The 17,084-nt window shown below is 70.6% G+C and carries 15 protein-coding genes; 10 read left to right on the top strand and 5 right to left on the bottom strand.

Features of this window, described 5'->3' with window-relative positions; genetic code table 11:
• Window positions 1–224: 224 nt before the first annotated feature.
• Window positions 225–2,873, bottom strand: coding sequence for a SpoIIE family protein phosphatase/ATP-binding protein (locus tag DRB96_RS08295; RefSeq protein ID WP_239516060.1), 2,649 nt, complete (start codon window positions 2,871–2,873; stop codon window positions 225–227).
• 282 nt (window positions 2,874–3,155) lie between these two features.
• Here DRB96_RS08295 and DRB96_RS08290 point away from each other — a divergent pair, with 282 nt between their 5' ends.
• Window positions 3,156–4,676: an MFS transporter gene (locus DRB96_RS08290; RefSeq protein ID WP_204357678.1), complete on the top strand. Its 1,521-nt coding sequence runs from the start codon at window positions 3,156–3,158 to the stop codon at window positions 4,674–4,676.
• 15 nt (window positions 4,677–4,691) lie between these two features.
• Window positions 4,692–5,267 carry a class I SAM-dependent methyltransferase gene (locus tag DRB96_RS08285; protein WP_112447831.1) on the top strand — a complete coding sequence of 192 codons (576 nt, stop codon included), beginning with the start codon at window positions 4,692–4,694 and terminating at the stop codon, window positions 5,265–5,267.
• Window positions 5,268–5,286: 19 nt separating this feature from the next.
• Here DRB96_RS08285 and DRB96_RS08280 read toward each other — a convergent pair whose 3' ends face one another.
• Together DRB96_RS08280 and DRB96_RS08270 are read right to left on the bottom strand one after the other, a co-directional pair.
• A complete protein-coding gene (locus tag DRB96_RS08280) occupies window positions 5,287–6,120 on the bottom strand; it encodes a hypothetical protein (RefSeq protein WP_162688511.1) in 834 nt (277 codons plus the stop codon).
• A gap of 851 nt (window positions 6,121–6,971) precedes the next feature.
• Window positions 6,972–7,466, bottom strand: coding sequence for an Lrp/AsnC family transcriptional regulator (locus DRB96_RS08270; protein ID WP_112447829.1), 495 nt, complete (start codon window positions 7,464–7,466; stop codon window positions 6,972–6,974).
• 94 nt (window positions 7,467–7,560) lie between these two features.
• Between DRB96_RS08270 and DRB96_RS08265 the strand changes: the two genes are divergently transcribed.
• The 3 genes from DRB96_RS08265 (at window position 7,561) to DRB96_RS08255 (ending at window position 9,548) form a co-directional block, all read left to right on the top strand.
• The gene (locus DRB96_RS08265) at window positions 7,561–8,409 is read left to right on the top strand and encodes an LLM class flavin-dependent oxidoreductase (protein WP_112447828.1); all 849 of its coding nucleotides are present in this window, start codon (window positions 7,561–7,563) and stop codon (window positions 8,407–8,409) included.
• Window positions 8,410–8,420: 11 nt separating this feature from the next.
• A complete protein-coding gene (locus tag DRB96_RS08260) occupies window positions 8,421–8,849 on the top strand; it encodes a nucleoside deaminase (protein WP_112447827.1) in 429 nt (142 codons plus the stop codon).
• Window positions 8,850–9,275: 426 nt separating this feature from the next.
• Window positions 9,276–9,548: a hypothetical protein gene (locus tag DRB96_RS08255; protein ID WP_112447826.1), complete on the top strand. Its 273-nt coding sequence runs from the start codon at window positions 9,276–9,278 to the stop codon at window positions 9,546–9,548.
• A 186-nt stretch (window positions 9,549–9,734) separates the two neighbouring features.
• Here DRB96_RS08255 and DRB96_RS08250 read toward each other — a convergent pair whose 3' ends face one another.
• The gene (locus DRB96_RS08250; protein ID WP_239516059.1) at window positions 9,735–11,147 is read right to left on the bottom strand and encodes a lysine 2,3-aminomutase; all 1,413 of its coding nucleotides are present in this window, start codon (window positions 11,145–11,147) and stop codon (window positions 9,735–9,737) included.
• Window positions 11,148–11,391: 244 nt separating this feature from the next.
• Here DRB96_RS08250 and DRB96_RS08245 point away from each other — a divergent pair, with 244 nt between their 5' ends.
• From DRB96_RS08245 to DRB96_RS08235, 3 genes are all read left to right on the top strand, one after another.
• Window positions 11,392–11,700, top strand: coding sequence for a hypothetical protein (locus tag DRB96_RS08245; protein ID WP_162688510.1), 309 nt, complete (start codon window positions 11,392–11,394; stop codon window positions 11,698–11,700).
• A gap of 81 nt (window positions 11,701–11,781) precedes the next feature.
• On the top strand, window positions 11,782–13,257 hold the full coding sequence (locus tag DRB96_RS08240) for a hypothetical protein (RefSeq protein ID WP_162688509.1): 1,476 nt from the start codon (window positions 11,782–11,784) through the stop codon (window positions 13,255–13,257).
• A 169-nt stretch (window positions 13,258–13,426) separates the two neighbouring features.
• Window positions 13,427–15,121, top strand: a complete 1,695-nt coding sequence (locus DRB96_RS08235; RefSeq protein ID WP_112447823.1) for a PKD domain-containing protein — start codon at window positions 13,427–13,429, stop codon at window positions 15,119–15,121.
• Between the two features lie 86 nt (window positions 15,122–15,207).
• On the opposite strand, the gene DRB96_RS08230 is transcribed toward DRB96_RS08235, so the two are convergent.
• Window positions 15,208–15,942, bottom strand: a complete 735-nt coding sequence (locus DRB96_RS08230; protein WP_112447822.1) for a translation initiation factor IF-2 — start codon at window positions 15,940–15,942, stop codon at window positions 15,208–15,210.
• Between the two features lie 264 nt (window positions 15,943–16,206).
• Here DRB96_RS08230 and DRB96_RS08225 point away from each other — a divergent pair, with 264 nt between their 5' ends.
• Window positions 16,207–16,443 (top strand): hypothetical protein, encoded by a 237-nt coding sequence (locus DRB96_RS08225; protein ID WP_112447821.1) that lies wholly within the window; start codon window positions 16,207–16,209, stop codon window positions 16,441–16,443.
• A gap of 219 nt (window positions 16,444–16,662) precedes the next feature.
• Window positions 16,663–17,052, top strand: coding sequence for a hypothetical protein (locus DRB96_RS08220; RefSeq protein ID WP_112447820.1), 390 nt, complete (start codon window positions 16,663–16,665; stop codon window positions 17,050–17,052).
• Window positions 17,053–17,084 lie beyond the last annotated feature (32 nt).

Genomic DNA, 17,084 nt, shown 5'->3' with positions numbered 1-17,084 from the left:
GCCCAGGAATGTGGGTCGGGTCCTCGCGGAGGATGATCTGCGGGCCGGTGGGCGGGTCCCGCGTCACCCCACCGTCCTGGCGGGGGTTCGGGGGAGCGGCTGCGGCCGCGAGGAATCCACGCCGTGCGGGCCGCTCGGGTGCACGAACCCGCGAGCTGCGCGGCGTATTCCTTCGATTCCCTCATGGTGCCGGAACAACCCTTGTGCGACCAGGAACGGAAAGCTCAGTGGTCCACGGGGGCCGGCAGCGACTGCTCGGACCAGATGATCTTCCCGGAGGGGGTGTAACGGGTGCCCCATCTGCCGCCGATTTGAGCCACCAGGAAGAGCCCGCGACCGCCTTCGTCCGTGGTCGCGGCGTACCGCAGGTGCGGTGAGGTACTGCTGCCGTCGGAGACTTCGCAGGTCAGCAGCCTGCCGTCGTTCAGTAGCCGGACGCGGACCGGTGCGCTGCCGTGCCGGATGGCGTTCGTGACGAGCTCGCTGAGTACGAGTTCCGTGCCGAAGGCGAGCTCGGACAGGCCCCATTCCTCGAGCTTCTCCACGGCGCGGGTCCGCACGACCCCCACGGCACTCGGCTCGAACGGCACCTCCCAGTCGGCGATGCGGTCCGCGCCCAGCGCGTGCGTCTGCGCGATGAGGACGGCCACGTCGTCCCTCGGGCGCATGGGCAGCAGCCCCTTCAGGACCGCTCGGCAGGTCTCGTGGGGCCCCCGGCCGGCCTGGGAGAGTGCCGAACGGAGCAGCTCGAGCCCCTCGTCGATGTCGCGGCCCGGGTCTTCGATCAGGCCGTCGGTGTACAGCACCAGCTGCGAGCCCTCACTGAGGTCCAGCTCCGCCGACTCGAAGGGGAACCCGCCCAGCCCCAAGGGCGCGCCCGGGGGCAGGTCGGGCATGTGCGTCGAACCGTCGGGACGCACCACGAAGGGCGGCACGTGTCCCGCGCGGGCCATCGTGCACCGCTGGGTCACCGCGTCGTACACGGCGTACAGGCAGGTCGCTCCGATCAGCCCGCCGCCGTCGGCGCCGCCCTCCCCGCTCTGGTCGATGTACTGGACGAGGTCGTCGAGACGGGCCAGCAGCTCGTCGGGGGGAAGGTCCAGGGACGAGAAGTTGAGCACGGCGGTACGCAGCTGGCCCATGGTGGCCGCGGCGCGCAGTCCGTGGCCGACGACGTCGCCCACGACCAGGGCGACCCGGCTGCCGGGAAGCGGGATGACGTCGAACCAGTCGCCGCCGACCCCGGAGTGGGCGGGCAGGTAGTAGTGCGCCACCTCCACGGCGCTCTGTTCGGGCAGCTCGCGCGGCAGCAGGCTGTTCTGGAGCGTCACGGCCAGGGCGTGTTCGCGGGTGTAGCGGCGGGCGTTGTCGATGGTGATGCCCGCCCGTGCCACGAGCTCCTCGGCGACCGAGAGGTCCTCTTCGTTGAAGGGTTCCGGCTTCCGCGAGCGCCAGAAGTTGGCGACGCCGAGCGTGACCCCGCGGGCCGTGAGGGGAGCGGTGATCAGGGAGTGGATCCCGAAGTCGAGGATCTCTTGGGCCCGCCGCGGGTCCTGGGCGTGCCAGTCGGGCCCCTCGGAGAGCACGGGCACCAGCTCGGCCACCCCGCTGTCGAGGCCGCGGGCCTGCGGTGTGGCGGGCAGGAAGCCGATCAGCCTGCCGCGCGGATAGAGGGGCGAGTCGTCGCGGATGCCGCTGAACCCGGTACGGCGCAGGTCCGCGTCCGGCGTGGGCTCGTCCCCGTGGAGCACGGACTCGGCCAGGTCCACGGTCACGAAGTCGGCGAAGCGCGGTACGGCGACGTCGGCGAGCTCCTGGGCCGTGCGCTCCACGTCCAGGGTGGTGCCGACTCCCGTGCCGGCGTCGTACAGCAGCCTCAGCCGCCTGTGGGCGGCGTCGGCCCGGGCGCTGAGGACGCGCAGTTCGGTGGAGTCACGGATCGTGACGGCCGCCCCCTCGGGTCCGCCGTCGGCCCGGGTCGGCCGCTGGCTGATCACCAGCAGCCGGTCTCCGGCCTCGTGCACCTCGTCGGTGGCCTCCCGACCGGACTGCAACAGGCTCGACACCTCCCGGTCGAGGCCGGGCAGGTCCCGGATGAGTGCGCCTTCGGCATCGGGGGAGAGCCGGAGGAGCCGCTTCGCCTCGTCGTTCGCGAGCAGCAGCCGGCCCGCGCCATCGGTGATCAGCACCCCCTCGCGTACGGCGTGCAGCACCGCGTCGTGGTGCTCGTACATCCGTGTCATCTCCAGGGGGCCGAGCCCGTGGGTCTGGCGCCGGAGGCGTCTGCTGATCAGTGCCGCGCCCCCGGTGGCCAGTGCGAGGCCGGCCGCGCTGACGCCGAGGATCACGGGGAGCTGCCGGTCGACCACTCCGGTGACGTTCTCCACGGTGAGGCCGGCGGACACCAGGGCCACGACCCGGCCGTTGTCGGAGAACACCGGCACGACGGCCTGGATCTCGTTGCCCAGCGGACCGTCGACGCTCTCCGTGTACACGCGGCCGGCGAGCGAGGGCGCGAGCGTCCCCACGAACCGCTTGCCGATGCGGTCGGGGAGGGGATGGGTGTAGCGGATCCCCTGGGTGTCCATCACCACGATGAAGTCCACCCCGGCGGCCTTGCGCGTCGACTCGGCGAGTGGCTGGAGGATCGCGGAGGGATCGGGGGAACGGAGGGCTTCCTGCAGCCCGAGCGAGCGCGCGAAGGTCTCGGCGACCGCCACGGACCGGGTGCGGGCCTCGCGGTCGATGTCGTGGCGCGACTGGAGCACCAGCGCCAGCACCGCACCGGCGGCGAGCAGCACCACGACCGCCACCTGGAGGACGAAGACCTGTCGGGCGACGCTTCGCGGGCGGTTCCCGTTCAGTGACCGCACCGACGTCCCCGGTACGGGTTGCAAGGAGGGGTCACGAACCAGTTGTAGCACTGTCGGCGGCCCGTGGTGGGGCATGAAGGCCAAGAAAGGCGAGGCGCCCGCCCGCCAGGCCCACGCCGCCGGCCCGTAGGTGCCCTCGGCGCCCGGTGGGTACGCGGCGCGGGGTCACCCGGTTGCCGTGAGCTGTGACAACGGTGCGTGACGAGGGCAGACATGGGGGCGGGCAGGGCGAGCGCTCGCTTCCCGGCCCGGATCCGTCCACCGCCGCCCGTGAGGAACCCCATGCGCAGTGCTCCGCCCGTGCTCGACTCCGAACCCGCACCGTCCACGCGCCGCGGTGCGTGGACGGCGATGATCCTCGTGATCGCCTGTGCGGCCCAGTTCATGGTCGTCCTGGACATCTCGATCGTGAACGTCGCCCTTCCTGACATCAAGGACTCCCTCGGACTGAGCCCGGCCGGGCAGCAGTGGATCGTCAACGCCTACACCCTCGCCTTCGCCGGGCTGCTGCTCCTGGGCGGGCGCGCCGCCGACCTGGTCGGTGCCCGCCGCGTCTTCCTGGCCGGCCTCGGCGTCTTCACCGCCGCGTCCCTCGCCTGCGGACTCGCCGCCAACGCGGGCACGCTCATCGCGGCGCGCGCCGTCCAGGGCGTCGGCGGCGCGATCCTCGCCCCCGCCACCTTGACGCTGATCATGACCACCTTCACCGACCCGCGCGCCCGTACCCGTGCGCTGGGCGCCTGGAGCTCCGTCAACGCCGTGGGCGGCGCGGTCGGCGCGCTGCTGGGCGGCGCGCTGACCGAGTACGCCGGCTGGCGCTGGGTCTTCTTCATCGGCGTTCCCGTCGGCGTCGTGTTCTGCGTCGCCGGGTACCTCCACCTGCCCGCCGCCCGGAGCGGTGACGGTGCGCGGGGCACGGACGGACCGCAGTGCGCGGACGGACCGCGGGGCACGGACGGACCGCGGCGCTTGGACCTTCCCGGCGCGCTGTCCGTCACCGTCGGTCTGACCGCCCTCGTCTACGCGATCATCTCCACCGAGAGCGTTTCCCCGGCCTCCCCGCACGTGTGGGCGGCACTCGCCGTCGGCGTCGTGCTGATGGCGGCCTTCGTCCTCATCCAGTCGAAGGCCGCCGACCCGCTGGTCCCCTTGCGCGTCCTGCGCCGCCGCACCCTCGCCATCGCGAACGGGGTCATGATCGGCCTGGGCGCGGCGATGTTCGCGATGTGGTTCCTGCTCTCCCTCTACATGCAGCAGGTCCTCGGCTTCAGCGCGCTGAAGACGGGGCTGTGGTTCCTGCCCAGCTGCCTCGCGGTCGTCATCGGGACCAGGACCGCCACCCACCTCGTCCACCGCACCGGCCCGCGGAGCCTGCTCGTCGGTGGCCTGGCCATCAGCACCCTCGGCTTCCTGTGGCTCTCGCGCATCCACCTGCACGGAGTCTTCACCACCGATGTGGCAGCGCCGTTCACCCTGTGCGCCCTCGGCCTGGGGCTGGCCATGCTGCCCGTCACCGCCGCGGCCACCACCGGCATCCACCCGCGGGAGGCGGGCCTGGTCTCCGGGCTGGTCAACACGTCCCGCCAGGTCGGCGGCGCCGTCGGACTCGCCGTTCTCGCCGCCATCGTGTCCCACACCGCCCGCGGCCATGCGGGCCCGGGATCCCAGGCCCTCACGGCCGGCTACGCCCACGCCTTCCTCTGCGCCGCCCTCTTCACCGCCTGCGCGGCCCTCGGCTCGCTCTTCCTCCCCGGCCGCCCCGCCCCGTCGGCGGGGGCACCCACACCTGGCGCCAAGGAATGACCCCGGAGGATCACCATGACCACGACCACGACCGCCTCCTACTGGGAACCGCTCTGGGCACAAGGCCGCCGGTACCGGCAGATCGACGGCCCTGAGACACGGTTGCTGGAGCAGCACCTGGGCCGGGGCCGCGGGCGCCCGGCCCTCGACCTCGGTTGCGGCGACGGAGCCCTGGCCCGTCACCTCCACCACGGGCTCGGATACCGCACCACCGGCATCGACTGCTCCCGGAGCGCCGTCGCGCTGGCCGCCCACGGCGCGGCTCCCGGACACGGACCGGTCTGGAGGTGCGCCGACTTCACCACCGACGACCTCACCGCGCTGCCGGACCCGGCGTACGCGGTCATCACCTGCCGGCTGGTGTACCGGTGGATGGACGACAAGGCGCTCTTGCTCGACCGCGTACGCCGCCTACTCGCACCGGGCGGAACCTTCTGGGTGGTCACCGAGGTCACCGGCCGCCGAGGGGGCTCCGACCCCCTCCAGGGCCTGGGGATCAGCCCCGCGGAGGTCGAGATCCTCACCGCCGGATGGTCCGTCGTGCGGACCGCCGACCTCGACGTGCTCCGCTGCTACGCCTTGCGCCCCTGACCGCTCCCCGCCCGCAGCGTCACGCCACGGAATCGATCTCGTCGGCACACACATCCTGGATGACCTTCAAGTCCATCAGGACCTGCTCCCGCGCGTCCTGATGGCCCGGCAGCCCCTTGCCGATCTTCTCCACCGCCTCGCCGATCGCCGCGGTGACCGCCTTCGGGGCGAAGCGCGTCCCGAAGCTGTATCCCGTGTCAGCGCGGGTGCGCAGATCCCGCTCCACCGCGTCCCAGGCGGCGAGGACCGCAGACCGCTGGTCCACCACGTCCGCACCGGGTGGCTTCTCCAGGGCGCGGACCAAGGCCTGGATGTCCTTGTGGGTCTGCGTGCACAGCTTCCGGTAGCGGGTCCACATCTTGTGGGTCGCCACCACCATGGCGACGGCGATCGTGAGGGTCAGCGCGGGCAATGACCTGACGCTGTCGTGAGCGAACCTGGAGAGCAGGGTGTAGAGCAGGACCGCCACGCCGCAGAGTCCGCTGAAGTTCGCCAGCGTACGGCCGACCATGGCGCGGAAGACGCGCGCCGCGAGCCTTTGGAGCTGGTTCTCCTTCGGCTCGATCCAGCGGGTGAAGGAGGGGAACAGGAACGTGAACGCGAGCATCGTCATGGCGTCCCTGCCGTGCTCGAACAGCTGATCCGGGGCGGCCGCGATCCTTTCGGGGAGAAAGAACGGATGGACCGCGAACCTGAAGGCGATGAGCCCCCACACCGCCACCTTGAGCTTTCCCCAGCGGCTGACCCACTCAGGTGTCAGGAACGCGTCTTTCAGCCGGCCGCTCACCTGCCCGGGAAGGTGCCATCCCTGCCCGAACCCGTCCCACGCACGGCGCCCGCGCACCGCGATCACGAGTCCGCACACGAAGAGCGCGAGGCCCGGCCACCGGTGGGGGGTGCTGTACATCGAATTGCCCAAGCCATTGATGACAGCCCCAGCAGGCACGTACACGCGCTTCCAGTGGGTGCGAGCCGGAAGCGTCCAAGACGAGATCGACATGGCCGCATCGTCCTGCCGACGCAGGGCGCGGACGTACGATTTGACGCAGATCAGAGGTTGGATCCCTCGAGGCTGGTGGCGCGGCCGGTACCCGCATACCGGCACCCCATGGGGACGATCAACGGGATCCGGCGTCGACGTTCAGGACAGGCTCATCGGAGCGGTCCCTTTTCGTCGATGAACACCGTGGGCGCGGAGAGGAACGAAGTTCGGCGACTCCGGCACGGGCACGGGCACGGGCACCGGTGCCACCGCGACGCACCGCCACCCGGCCGGGCAGGGCAGCTACACCGCGGAGCTCACCGTCACCGACAACTCCGGTATGACGACCACGACGTCGCGCCGCATCGACTGCTACGGCTTCGGCACCGGCCGGTCCCGTTCCCCGGAATGGCGGGCCGGCGGCACATGGTCAAGCGGTCAGCTCATGGACGCAGGAAATCGCGGAGAGGGATCCCAGCACGAGCCCGGCGATACGCAGGACGGTGGGACTGAATCCAGCTCCAGGGGCCACGGGCGAACGGTCCATCGCGAGCTGGTGAATTCGATAGGCGCAGTCAAATAGATTGAAGGCAATCCCGAGCCCCACTATGCCAAAGACTCCATACCGTATGGCGTAGAGGTATTCCACGGTCGCGACTTGGGCCGCCAACACCATTCTGCTCCGCTCCCCGCCCTGCGTGCGTTCGTCTGTGATGGGCCATTCAGATGGTACGTGCGGTGGCCGTCCGGGGCCGAGCAGTACCGACGGCCTGAGGCTGTGCCGGGCCGCGGAACGGCAGGGTACGGCTGAGGACGAGGTTGGTGGTCGTGCTCCCGAACTGCGCCAGTGCGTCGACGATCTCCTCGAGCTGGGCCATCGACGTGGCCGCCACCTTCAGTACGTAGCAGTCGTCTCCGGTAGTGCGCAGGCACTCCAGAATTTCCGGTCGCTCCCCGAGGAGTTGACGCAAGGGCTCATGCCGATTCCCCGGATACTTCAGCCGGACGATCGCCAGCGCCATGTAACCGGTCCGTTCGAGGTCCACCTCCGCCCGGTACCCCGCTATCACCTCGGCCGCCTCCAGCCTCCGCACCCGCTCCGTCGTCGCGGACGCGCTCAGGTTGACGCGCCGGGCCAGCTCCGTGAACGCGATCCTGCCGTCCCGCTGGAGTTCATCCAGAATCGCCCAGTCCGTCGAGTCGAGATTCTCGGTCATCTGCCCATATTACCGATGGATCCACGGGAGAACCGGCCCTGAACAGGCGGGAATCCCTTCTGGCGGTCCCGCTTCCGCGACTAGCCTGAGCTGCATGAAGATCGGAGTCAACATCCTCAACTTCGGCCCCGGCACGGACCCGGGAACCCTACGCGATGGGGCTCAGACGGTGGAGGGTCTCGGCTTCGACCTGCTGATGGTCTCGGACCACATCGTCACTACTCCCGATGTCGCCGAGCGGTATCCCGCACCGTTCTACGAGCCGTTCACCACCCTGTCCTGGCTGGCCGGACTCACCACTCGGGTGCGGCTGGGCACGACAGTCCTCATCGCTCCCTACCGACACCCGCTGCTCACGGCCCGCATGGCGGCCAACCTGGACCAGTTGAGCGGCGGCCGGCTCGTCCTCGGTGTGGGGGTGGGCTGGGCACGACAGGAGTTCGCCGCCCTCGGGGTTCCGTTCGAACGTCGCGGGCGACTGACCGACGACCACCTGCGGGACATACGGGCGGCCTGGACGGACACCGCCTCCTACGGAAGCCGCGGGATCCCGGTATGGGTCGGCGGAAACAGCGACGCGGGGCTGCGCCGTGCCGTGCGGCTCGGTGACGCCTGGCATCCGCTGCGTTGCACCCTGCCGTGGCTACGCGAAGCCGTGGTCAGGCTGAAGGCCTTCGCGGACGAGGAACGACTCCCCGTCCCCGCCCTGAGCCCCCGGATCGCGCTCAAGCTCACCGAAGCACCGGTCACCGGACCACAACGGCTCGCAGGGGAGGGAACGATCGACCAGATCATGGACGACCTTGACCGACTGCGCCTGCTCGGAGCCGAGACCGTCGTCCTCGACACCTACAACGGCGACCCCCGTGAGACGTGCCATCCCCAGGCGAGTTGGCAGGCACTCGCCACGGTGGCAGCCCACTCCTTCTCCCCCCGCACCTGAACGGAGCAGTCATGACCACACTCGACGACCACACTCTCCTGCGCCGGGCCATCGCGCTCGCGGCCAAGGCGGCCGCGGGCGGTGACCCGCCGTTCGGATCCCTCCTGGCGGGACCGGACGGAACGGTTCTGGCAGAGGCCCACAACACCACCCTCACCGACAACGACATCACCGCGCACCCGGAGCTGAAGCTGGCGAGGTGGGCCGCGGGGGAGTTGCAGGGGGACACCGCGGCGCGGACCACGATGTACACCAGCTGCCAGCCGTGCGGAATGTGCGAGGCGGCCATCCAGAGCGCGGGACTACGGCGGGTGGTATTCGCCCTGTCCAACGAACAGCTCCTGGACATCAGGCCCGGCAGCGGCCGGCTGCCCGTGCCGCAGGACGGCCCCGCGCTGTTCGACGAGGTGAAGCCGGTGGTCGAGGGCTACTACCGCTGACCTTGCCGAGACCAGGGCTTGGCCCTACGCGACCGTCAGGACGAGCCCCCCGGTCAACGCCGGGACCGACGTCCGCGACCTCGTCCGACAGCGACAGCCACAGCGACAACGGCAACGTCATCGACCACTCGAAGGCGACCCGCGTTCCGGAGATCCGGAACGCGCACCGGTCCCGCACCGCCCCCCGGGCCGGTCCTGGCGGTGCGGGCCCGGTTCGTCCGTACGGGAGTCCAGAGGCCTGACCGGGCGGTACCGTGGTGTGAACCCGCCAGTTCAGTGTCCTGGAGTCCCCGATGAGGCATGAGTGAACAGCCGGCCTCCGCCGCCCGGCAGCCGCTGGACCCCGCGGCCGCCGACGCGGCCACGGGAAGAGGTGTGCGAAGCACACCTCGCCCGCCTCACCGACCAGCACCCCGCGGCCGCCTGATGGGCACACATCCCGCCCGCCGCCGAGCGCGGATCGCCTTGTCCGACGCCGCTGCGAAACAGCTGGAGGACATCACCGACGAGGCCGTCCTCCACGCCCTGGACCGCGCCCTCGTCGTCATCTCCGTGGACCCCGTCATCGGCGAGACGATCCCCGGCGACACCACCGCACCCCAACTCCGCCAGTACACCGACGAGGTCGAGTCCGTCCGCGTCCTCTACTTCGTCACGGCGCTGCGCACCGTGGTCGTCGTGGCGTACATCGAGGTCTAGTGCTGTGGCCGGAAAGGTTTGCCGGGTCGCGGTGTCCGGTGCGGTGCCTCGCAAGGCGGAGGGCCGCCGCTCGTACTGGACGTACTTCGGTGGTCCGACAACGCGGCGAGGTGCCGTGCCGGGCGCCGCGACCCGGTGAACCTTTCCGGTCACAGCACTAGCTGTCATGCCTGCCCGCCGGGGATGTCAGGGAGCGGCCGGAGCGAGTGGGGCCGGCGAACGTCCCTGGCCGATGCCGGAAAACCCGGGCAACGGCTCCGGCCCGCCCGCGGGTTGCTGCCGGGCACCCCGCAGTGCGTTGACGATGTCGGCGGGTGTGTCGTGGGCGGGGCGGAGTTCGTCCAGCCATGCGGCGCTCTCGCAGTAGTGCGCCTGGAACGGGCGGCCGACCAGCCGCGGATCCCGGGCCTGGAGCATGCGCAACTGGAAGAAGCGTCCCTGGGCGGTCTCGGTGACGCCGTCGACGACCACCTTGCCGGGTGTGGCCGACATGACCGGTCCGCGCACCGTGCGGGCGAGCCCGGGCAGGGTCAGGTAGGCGGACCGGAAGATGTCGTGGGCGCGGGCGAGCGGCACCTTGAAGTACTCGTACGGGCCGGTGTCCCGCTCGACGAACATGTAATAGGGCACGGCGCCCGCGGCCAGTTCCGCGCGCCACAGCGCGCTCCACGTCCCCGGGTCATCGTTGACGTGGGCGACCAGGGGCGCCTGGCAGTAGACCAGGGCGCCGGTCGACCGGATCCGGGCGATGGCCCGGCGGGCGAGGTCCGACTCCAGCTCCCGGGGGTGGGTGAAGTGCATCATCACCGCGAGGTTCCTCCCCGAGGCGACGACCTCCTCGAAGAGCCGGAGCACGTCGTCCGCGTCGGCGTCGGTCACGAACCGCTGGGGCCAGTAGGCGACCGACTTGGTCCCGATGCGGATGGTACGGACACCGGGCACGCCCAGAATGGGGGCGAGGTGACTCCGCAGCCGGTCGGTCGACATGATCATCGGATCGCCACCGGTGACGAGAACGTCATCGACCTCGGGGTGCCGGCCGAGGTAGTCCACGAGGCCGGTGGGCTCCGGTGCGGCGAAACGCAGATCGGCGTCCCCCACGAACTGAGCCCAGCGGAAGCAGTAGGTGCAGTACGCGTGGCAGGTCTGTCCCTGGCCGGGAAAGTAGAGGACGGTCTCGCGGTACTTGTGCTGGAGGCCGGGCACCGAATCGCCGTCCAGGGTGGGGACGTTGAGCTGCTTCTGCCCCGAGGGATGGGGGTTGAGGCCGCCTCGGATCTGCTCGACCGCGAGCCGGAGTTCCTTCCTCGCGCCGGGATCGTCCACGAGGGCCGCCAGTCGGCGCTCGTCCTCCGCCCGGAGCATCCCGGTCTGCGGGAAGACCATCTGGAAGACGGGGTCGTCCGGAATGTCGTCCCAGTCGATCAGGTGGGTGAGGACGTACTCGTTCACACGGAACGGCAGGACGGCGGCGAGGGACTTGACGGACCGGGCGACATGGCCCGGAATCGCGAACCGTTGGCTCAGCTCGTCCACGTGACGGGCGCCGTAGGCCCGGAATCTTTCCGTTTCCACGGCCGCGGGAGGAGTGAAGGGCATACGAGGTCCTCCGGTTCCGGGAAGCCGACCCGAGCAAGGTCCCTTGATCGTAAGCCGATCGGCCCAGCCTGATCCTCATGGACCGAAGGTCGGCTCATAGGAGCACCGCATGGCCGAAATGAGGGGCCCGGGAGGAAGGCCACCACCTGGTGCGCTCGTACCGTGCGGACAGAGGGAGCCGCGGGGAGTGCGAGTTCGGGCCGTCGTCACGGAGTCCGGGGTGGCGTGCCGCGAAGAGTTCTACATGGCTGACAACAACCTCCACCACACGAAGATCCGCATACCTGCCTTCACCCTCCCCGCAGGTACGCGTCTCCTCAAGGCCGTTGCCGGCTGCTGGCCCGCCTGCATCGGCTGGGACGAAGTGGCCGACCACGCGATGTGGTCCGTCGACGTAACCGTGACGGGGGTGGATGGCAGCGACGTCCTCTTTCTGGAGGCGGCGGTCGGAGAAATGGGCGAGAAAACCAACATGTGGCGCATTGGCTATCACCTGACCGCCTATCTCGGCGGCGAGGTGACCGACAACTCCCTCGCCCAGCTCATCATCTAGCACCAGGGGCTGTCCGAGCGGCGCAGGTGGGGGTACGGAACGGGCCGTACGGTGGCAGACTGCGCGCCAGGGGGTGGGGTCATGACAGATCAACCCGTACACGGGGGACAGCCGAAGGACCGGGCCGCGAACGAGGCCGAGTTGAGGGCGGCCGTGACGGCCACGCTGCAGGGCAAGGGGGCGGCGATCCCCAGGTGGGCCGGTGAGCAGCTCAAGAACCTCGACACGCTGCTCGCGGCGCTGCCCGCAGGACGGCGTGCGCAGTGGGTGGCCATGCTCAGGGAGTTGCTCAGGGCGCGCTCCAACGCTCTGGTCGCCGCGCTGAAGCTGCGCCTCGACACATCCGTCACCGTGACGCTCGCCGAGCTCCGCAAGAGCAGCCACGGCCTCATGCTGTCCGACGTGCAGCCGCTGACCGCCTCGACGGAGCAGTACATCGGGGACCAGTTCGCCTACGCCTCGATGCTCTGGACCCAGGTCGAGGAGAAGCTGGCGGAGTTCCAGGGCGAAGTCGCCGGGTACGTCGAGCGCGCGGTCCGGGTCGAGCAGACCGTGACGCTGTGCCTGACGAACGCGGGCAAGGAGCGCGACCGCCTCGCGCAGACGCTCCAGACGGCCAAGACGCTGACCGTCGAGGTCGCCGTGCTGGACCTGACCCTGTACGTGGGCCCGCTGCTGGACCCGGTGCACAAGGAGTGCGTGGCGGCGGAGGCGGCCCTGCAGGTCACTCCGGAGTCGCTCGCGGGCATGGTCGACGGTGAGCTGCTCAAGGCCTTCGCCCTCTCGGAGGAGCAGCAGAAGCAGCTGGTCGGCGATCTGTCGGGGAAGGCCATGACCCTGTGCATGCAGGTGGAGTCGCGGCTGAGTGCCCGCGCGGCCCGTCTGACCCCGTCGATGCTGAGCCGTCTGGCACCGCTGACCACGCTGCCCGCCACGTCCAGGAAGGCGTGCCTGTCGCTCGTCGGGACGTACGGCACGGCGTGGATCCACTGCCTGTGCTCGATGGAGTCCCCGGAGGACCTGGCCCGTCTCCTGGTCCGCTGTACGCACCTCGAAGTCGTGAAGGCGCTCACGAAGAAGGTCCCGGCGGCCAACCCCGAGAACCTGTCGATCGCGGTCCAGGTACTCAACGACGGCGCCCTGGACTGGGATGTCGCCTGCGGCAAGCTCAACAAGCTCGGCTTCACCACGATTTCGCTGCCGAGCGGCGTCAACGCGCTGTCGTGGCGCGGGATCGGCCAGGCGTGGGCCCCGAGCGCGTTCTGGTCCGGCGCGATGGAGACCGATCTGGCCTGCACCAAGCACATGGTCCAGGAGCTTGGCGTCGATCCGTCCCCGGCCAAGGTCGCCTCGTACTTCGCGGACATGGTCCAGGCCTGCCTGGTCGCCTGCGGCCAGTGGACCCAGAGTGGTCGGCCGGCCTCGTTCGCCGCGGACCCCTTCGTGGTCAACGGGGCGACGTGGAACATCATCGTGCGGAACCTGTTCGGCAAGCCGCAGATCTTCCACATCGACAGCGGCTACCAGAACTCACCCTGGCGCACCCGCACCGCTTAGGCCGACCCGGCCGCCGTCACCGTCGCGAACACGCGCCGACCGGCCAGAGCAGTAATGCAAGCCCGATCGAACTGGAGGTATGTACGCTGATCATGTATTCGCACATGTGACCGTAAGAGAAAATGGGGGGCCGGTGCATCATCGCCGACTCGTAGTTTCCGCTGCCCTCGTGGCCGCGGGCATCGGATTCATACCGGGGATCGCCCAGGCGGCAGGACCCGCCGCTCCGGCAGCGCCGGCAGCGCAGGGAGCGCCCGCGACCGGGGCCAACCCGGACGCGGCACGCAAGGCCAAGGCCAAGGGCAAGACCTTCACCAGCCCTGCCGACCGCACGGTCGTGACCGCGCCTTCCGGCGCCAAGGCCGGCGGGACCGCGCGGGCACAGGGGGCGCAGGAGGTGCCGGACCCGCACATCTCGATCTACCTGGACGCGACGACTCCGACCGCGCACTCCATCGACCTGCGGTCCCACGTCATCACCTGGGACGACGCCGAGGTCGAAGCGGTCGTCTCCTGGGGCGACGGGACCACGGACACGTACTCCGCCGCCCTCGCGGGCTTCCGCGGGGACGCCCGCAACATCACGCACACCTACGCCGCGGTCGGCTCGTACGACGTCAAGGTCACGGTGAAGCACGCCGCGAGCGGCGCCCAGGCCGTCAACGAGCTCAAGTTCGTCACCGACGGCACCGAGTTCACCGCGCACGAGCCCACCCGGCTGCTGGACACCCGCTCCGGCCTCGGTGCCGCGAGGGCCAAGGTCGGCGCGCGCAGCTCGGTGGCACTGAAGGTCGCGGGTGCCGCGAAGGTCCCCGCCGGGGTCGGCTCGGTCGTCCTCAACGTCACCGCCACCAACACCGCGGGACCGGGCCACATCTCGGTCGGCAAGACCAAGGAACTGACCGAGACCGCCGAGACGTCGAACCTGAACTTCGTCGCGGGCCAGACCGCCGCGAACCTGGTGATCGCGCCGGTCGGCGAGGACGGGTACGTGCACCTGTTCAACGCCGGCTGGGAGCCGGTCGACCTGATCGCCGACGTCACCGGCTCCTTCAAGGCCGCGCCCGCCGCCGGCTACGGCTCGGTGACCCAGACCCGTGTCGTGGACACCCGCGCGGGCCTCGGCACGGCGAAGGGCCAGGTCCCCGGCTACGGAACCTTCGGCGTGGAGATCGCCGGCCGCGGCGGCGTGCCGAAGGGCGCCACCGCGGTGGCGCTCAACCTCACCGCCACCAACCCGCGGTCGGCCGGCCACCTGAGCGCCTACCCCAGCGGGCAGGCGGCTCCGGTCACCTCGAACCTGAACTTCACCGCCGGCCAGACCATCGCCAACGCGGTGATCGTGCCGATCGGCGCCGACGGGAAGATCACCGTGCGCAACGGCAGCTGGGACCCTGCCGACGTGGTGGTCGACGTCGTCGGCTACTACAGCCCCGACAGCCGGTCCGCCTTCTCGTCCGCCTGGGTTCCGATGCGGCTGCTGGACACCCGCGAGGACCGCAGCTGGGGCCTGCGGCCGGCCGGCCCGGTGCCGGCCCGCAAGGTCGAGGTCATGCGGTTCGAGTCCGACACGAAGACGCCCCGCGTCGACGGCTGGGCGCTGAACACCACGGTCACCAACACCCGCGGCGACGGCTTCCTGTCCGTGACGCCGGACCCGAACTTCTGGTCCGACTACCAGAACGGCACCGCGATCACTCCGCAGCGGCCCGTCTCCTCGGCCCTGAACTGGACCGCGGGCGCGACCGTCCCGAACCTGGTGCAGACGCCCGCCGGCAAGGGAGCCATCATCGACTTCTGGAACCAGGGCTGGGAGGACGTCGACCTGCTCGTCGACCTGGTCGGCTACTACCAGACGATCTGATCGACCCGCGGGCCCGCCGGTGAGCGGGCCGGCAGGAGGGGCGGTGCGCCGTAAGGCGCACCGCCCCTCCGCTTGTGCGGGCCCGTTCAGTGCGGTGACGGTTTCGGGTCCAGGGCGTTGGCGACGGTGCAGCCGCCCTCCCCGGGCATCCGATGGATCCGGGGCGGCACCCACACGTCGGTGGCGCCGGGGCTCACGCGGGCAAGAAGGCAGTCCTGCGCGTCGAAGCCGTTGCCCCGTACCGACAGGAGAACGCCGACCCGGCCGCCGTCCGCCTTCACCTCGGTACGGATCGCCGGATCCAGGTCCAGGGCGGCGAGCGCGCTCCGCACCTCGCCCTCGTCCACCCGGCCGCCGTCCGGCACCCGGGGAAGCTTCGAGCGAAGCTCCTCGTACGGCAGCCGCGGCGGTTCGGGTGGCGGGGCGAAGGTCAGCGCGGGCCCGTCCGGGCAGCTGACGTCACGGGGATCCTCACCCCACTCCGACGTGGGTGAGACGCGCACCGCGAAACAGCGCCGCACGGTGACCCCCTCGGGGGCGAGCCACCCCCGGTTCGCCGATCCCGATGTGCGGACGAGGACGTCGATGCCTTTCCCGTCGTGTGTCGAGGTACCCGTCACCCGCAGCACCTCGACCCCGTCGATGCCGGAAGCGGAGCGCCCGACCTCCTCCGCCGTGCGCGGACGCTGGCCGTAGAGGCGCTCGCCCGCCGTCCTGGCCACCTCCCGTGCGGCGTCCGCCGCCTCACCCTCGGAGGACTGCACCAGTCCGCAGCCGGTGGCGAACAGCAACAGCGGGGCGAGCAGCAGCGGTCGGCGCATGCGTCCACCCTTGCGCCGCCGCGCGGGGCGGGCAACGGCTCGCGTACTCAGACCGGCGTAGGCGATCGTACTCAGCCGTTGCGGCGCGCTCGGGCTGCCTGCCTGTCTGTCTGCAGGCCGTTGAACCCGCTGAGACGGGGCCCCCACCGAGGACGAAGGTCACCCGTGCGCCTCGCTTCGCCGCCGAAATGATGCGGACCGTCACGGTGCGTGCCAGCGTCATCCGAGAGAAATCCGTGCTCCACGCAAAAAGGAGTCGCCGTCATGGGCGGTACGCAGGGCAAGAGCCAGGAACCGGACAAGGGCCGCGAGGCGCAGGAGCACCATCGCCCCGGAGACCCCGCGCACCCCCAGCCAGGCAAGCCCTCCCGCGAGCCGGGGCAGAAGCAGGGCCAGAAGCAGGGGCCGAAGCAGGGCCAGAAGGAGGGCCAGAAGGAGGCCTCGCACCGCCGCGAGGACGACCTGCTGCGCGAAGAGGACCTGCACGACGAGACCTTCTGACCAGGGCACACGCGCCCACACACCCAGAGCCCGGCCGGTCCACAGTCACCCGGCCGGGCTCTGTCACATCCGGAGACCGGCCCTCGCCCCGGGCGGCCCGGTCGGGGAACACGTGCGGCCCGATGTGACCGGTCTGCCCCCAGGTGGGAGAATTGTCATGGCCAGTGGTGGCGCATGCGTCTGTGCGTCCCACCCCCGAACAGGACAGCAGGTCAGGTCATGACCAAGCAGCCGAAGCCGTCCCCGCCCTCCGACGGAGAGGGCATAAGCCGGCACAGGGGATCCAAGCAGCACGGTTGGTCTCCGGATGTGGACGAGACCCGCCAGGAGGAGAACCCGAGCGCCCACCGCTCCTTCCACCCTGATGAGTACGCCCCCGCCAAGGGACCGGGTAGGACGGTTTCCAAGGAGGAAGCGGGCAATCCCCATGGCAAGCCCTCCAAGAGCAGGGGCGCCCGCGGGGAGGATCGGAGCAAGGGATCCGGCGACGAGGGCATGCACGACCTCGGAACGCGAGGCCGCTCGCAGCGACCCAGTGGAACCAAGGACGCCTCCGCCTCCACCGGTGTGGACCCCCAGGACCCGCCCGGCACGCGCAGTGCCGGATAGCCGCGGGTGGTCCGGGCACCGGCACCGTACGC

This window comes from Streptomyces sp. ICC1 (genome assembly GCF_003287935.1).
Taxonomy (GTDB): Bacteria; Actinomycetota; Actinomycetes; order Streptomycetales; family Streptomycetaceae; genus Streptomyces; species Streptomyces tritrimontium.
Note: the sequence above shows the minus strand (reverse complement) of the source record. Positions and strands in the feature narration are given on the sequence as shown.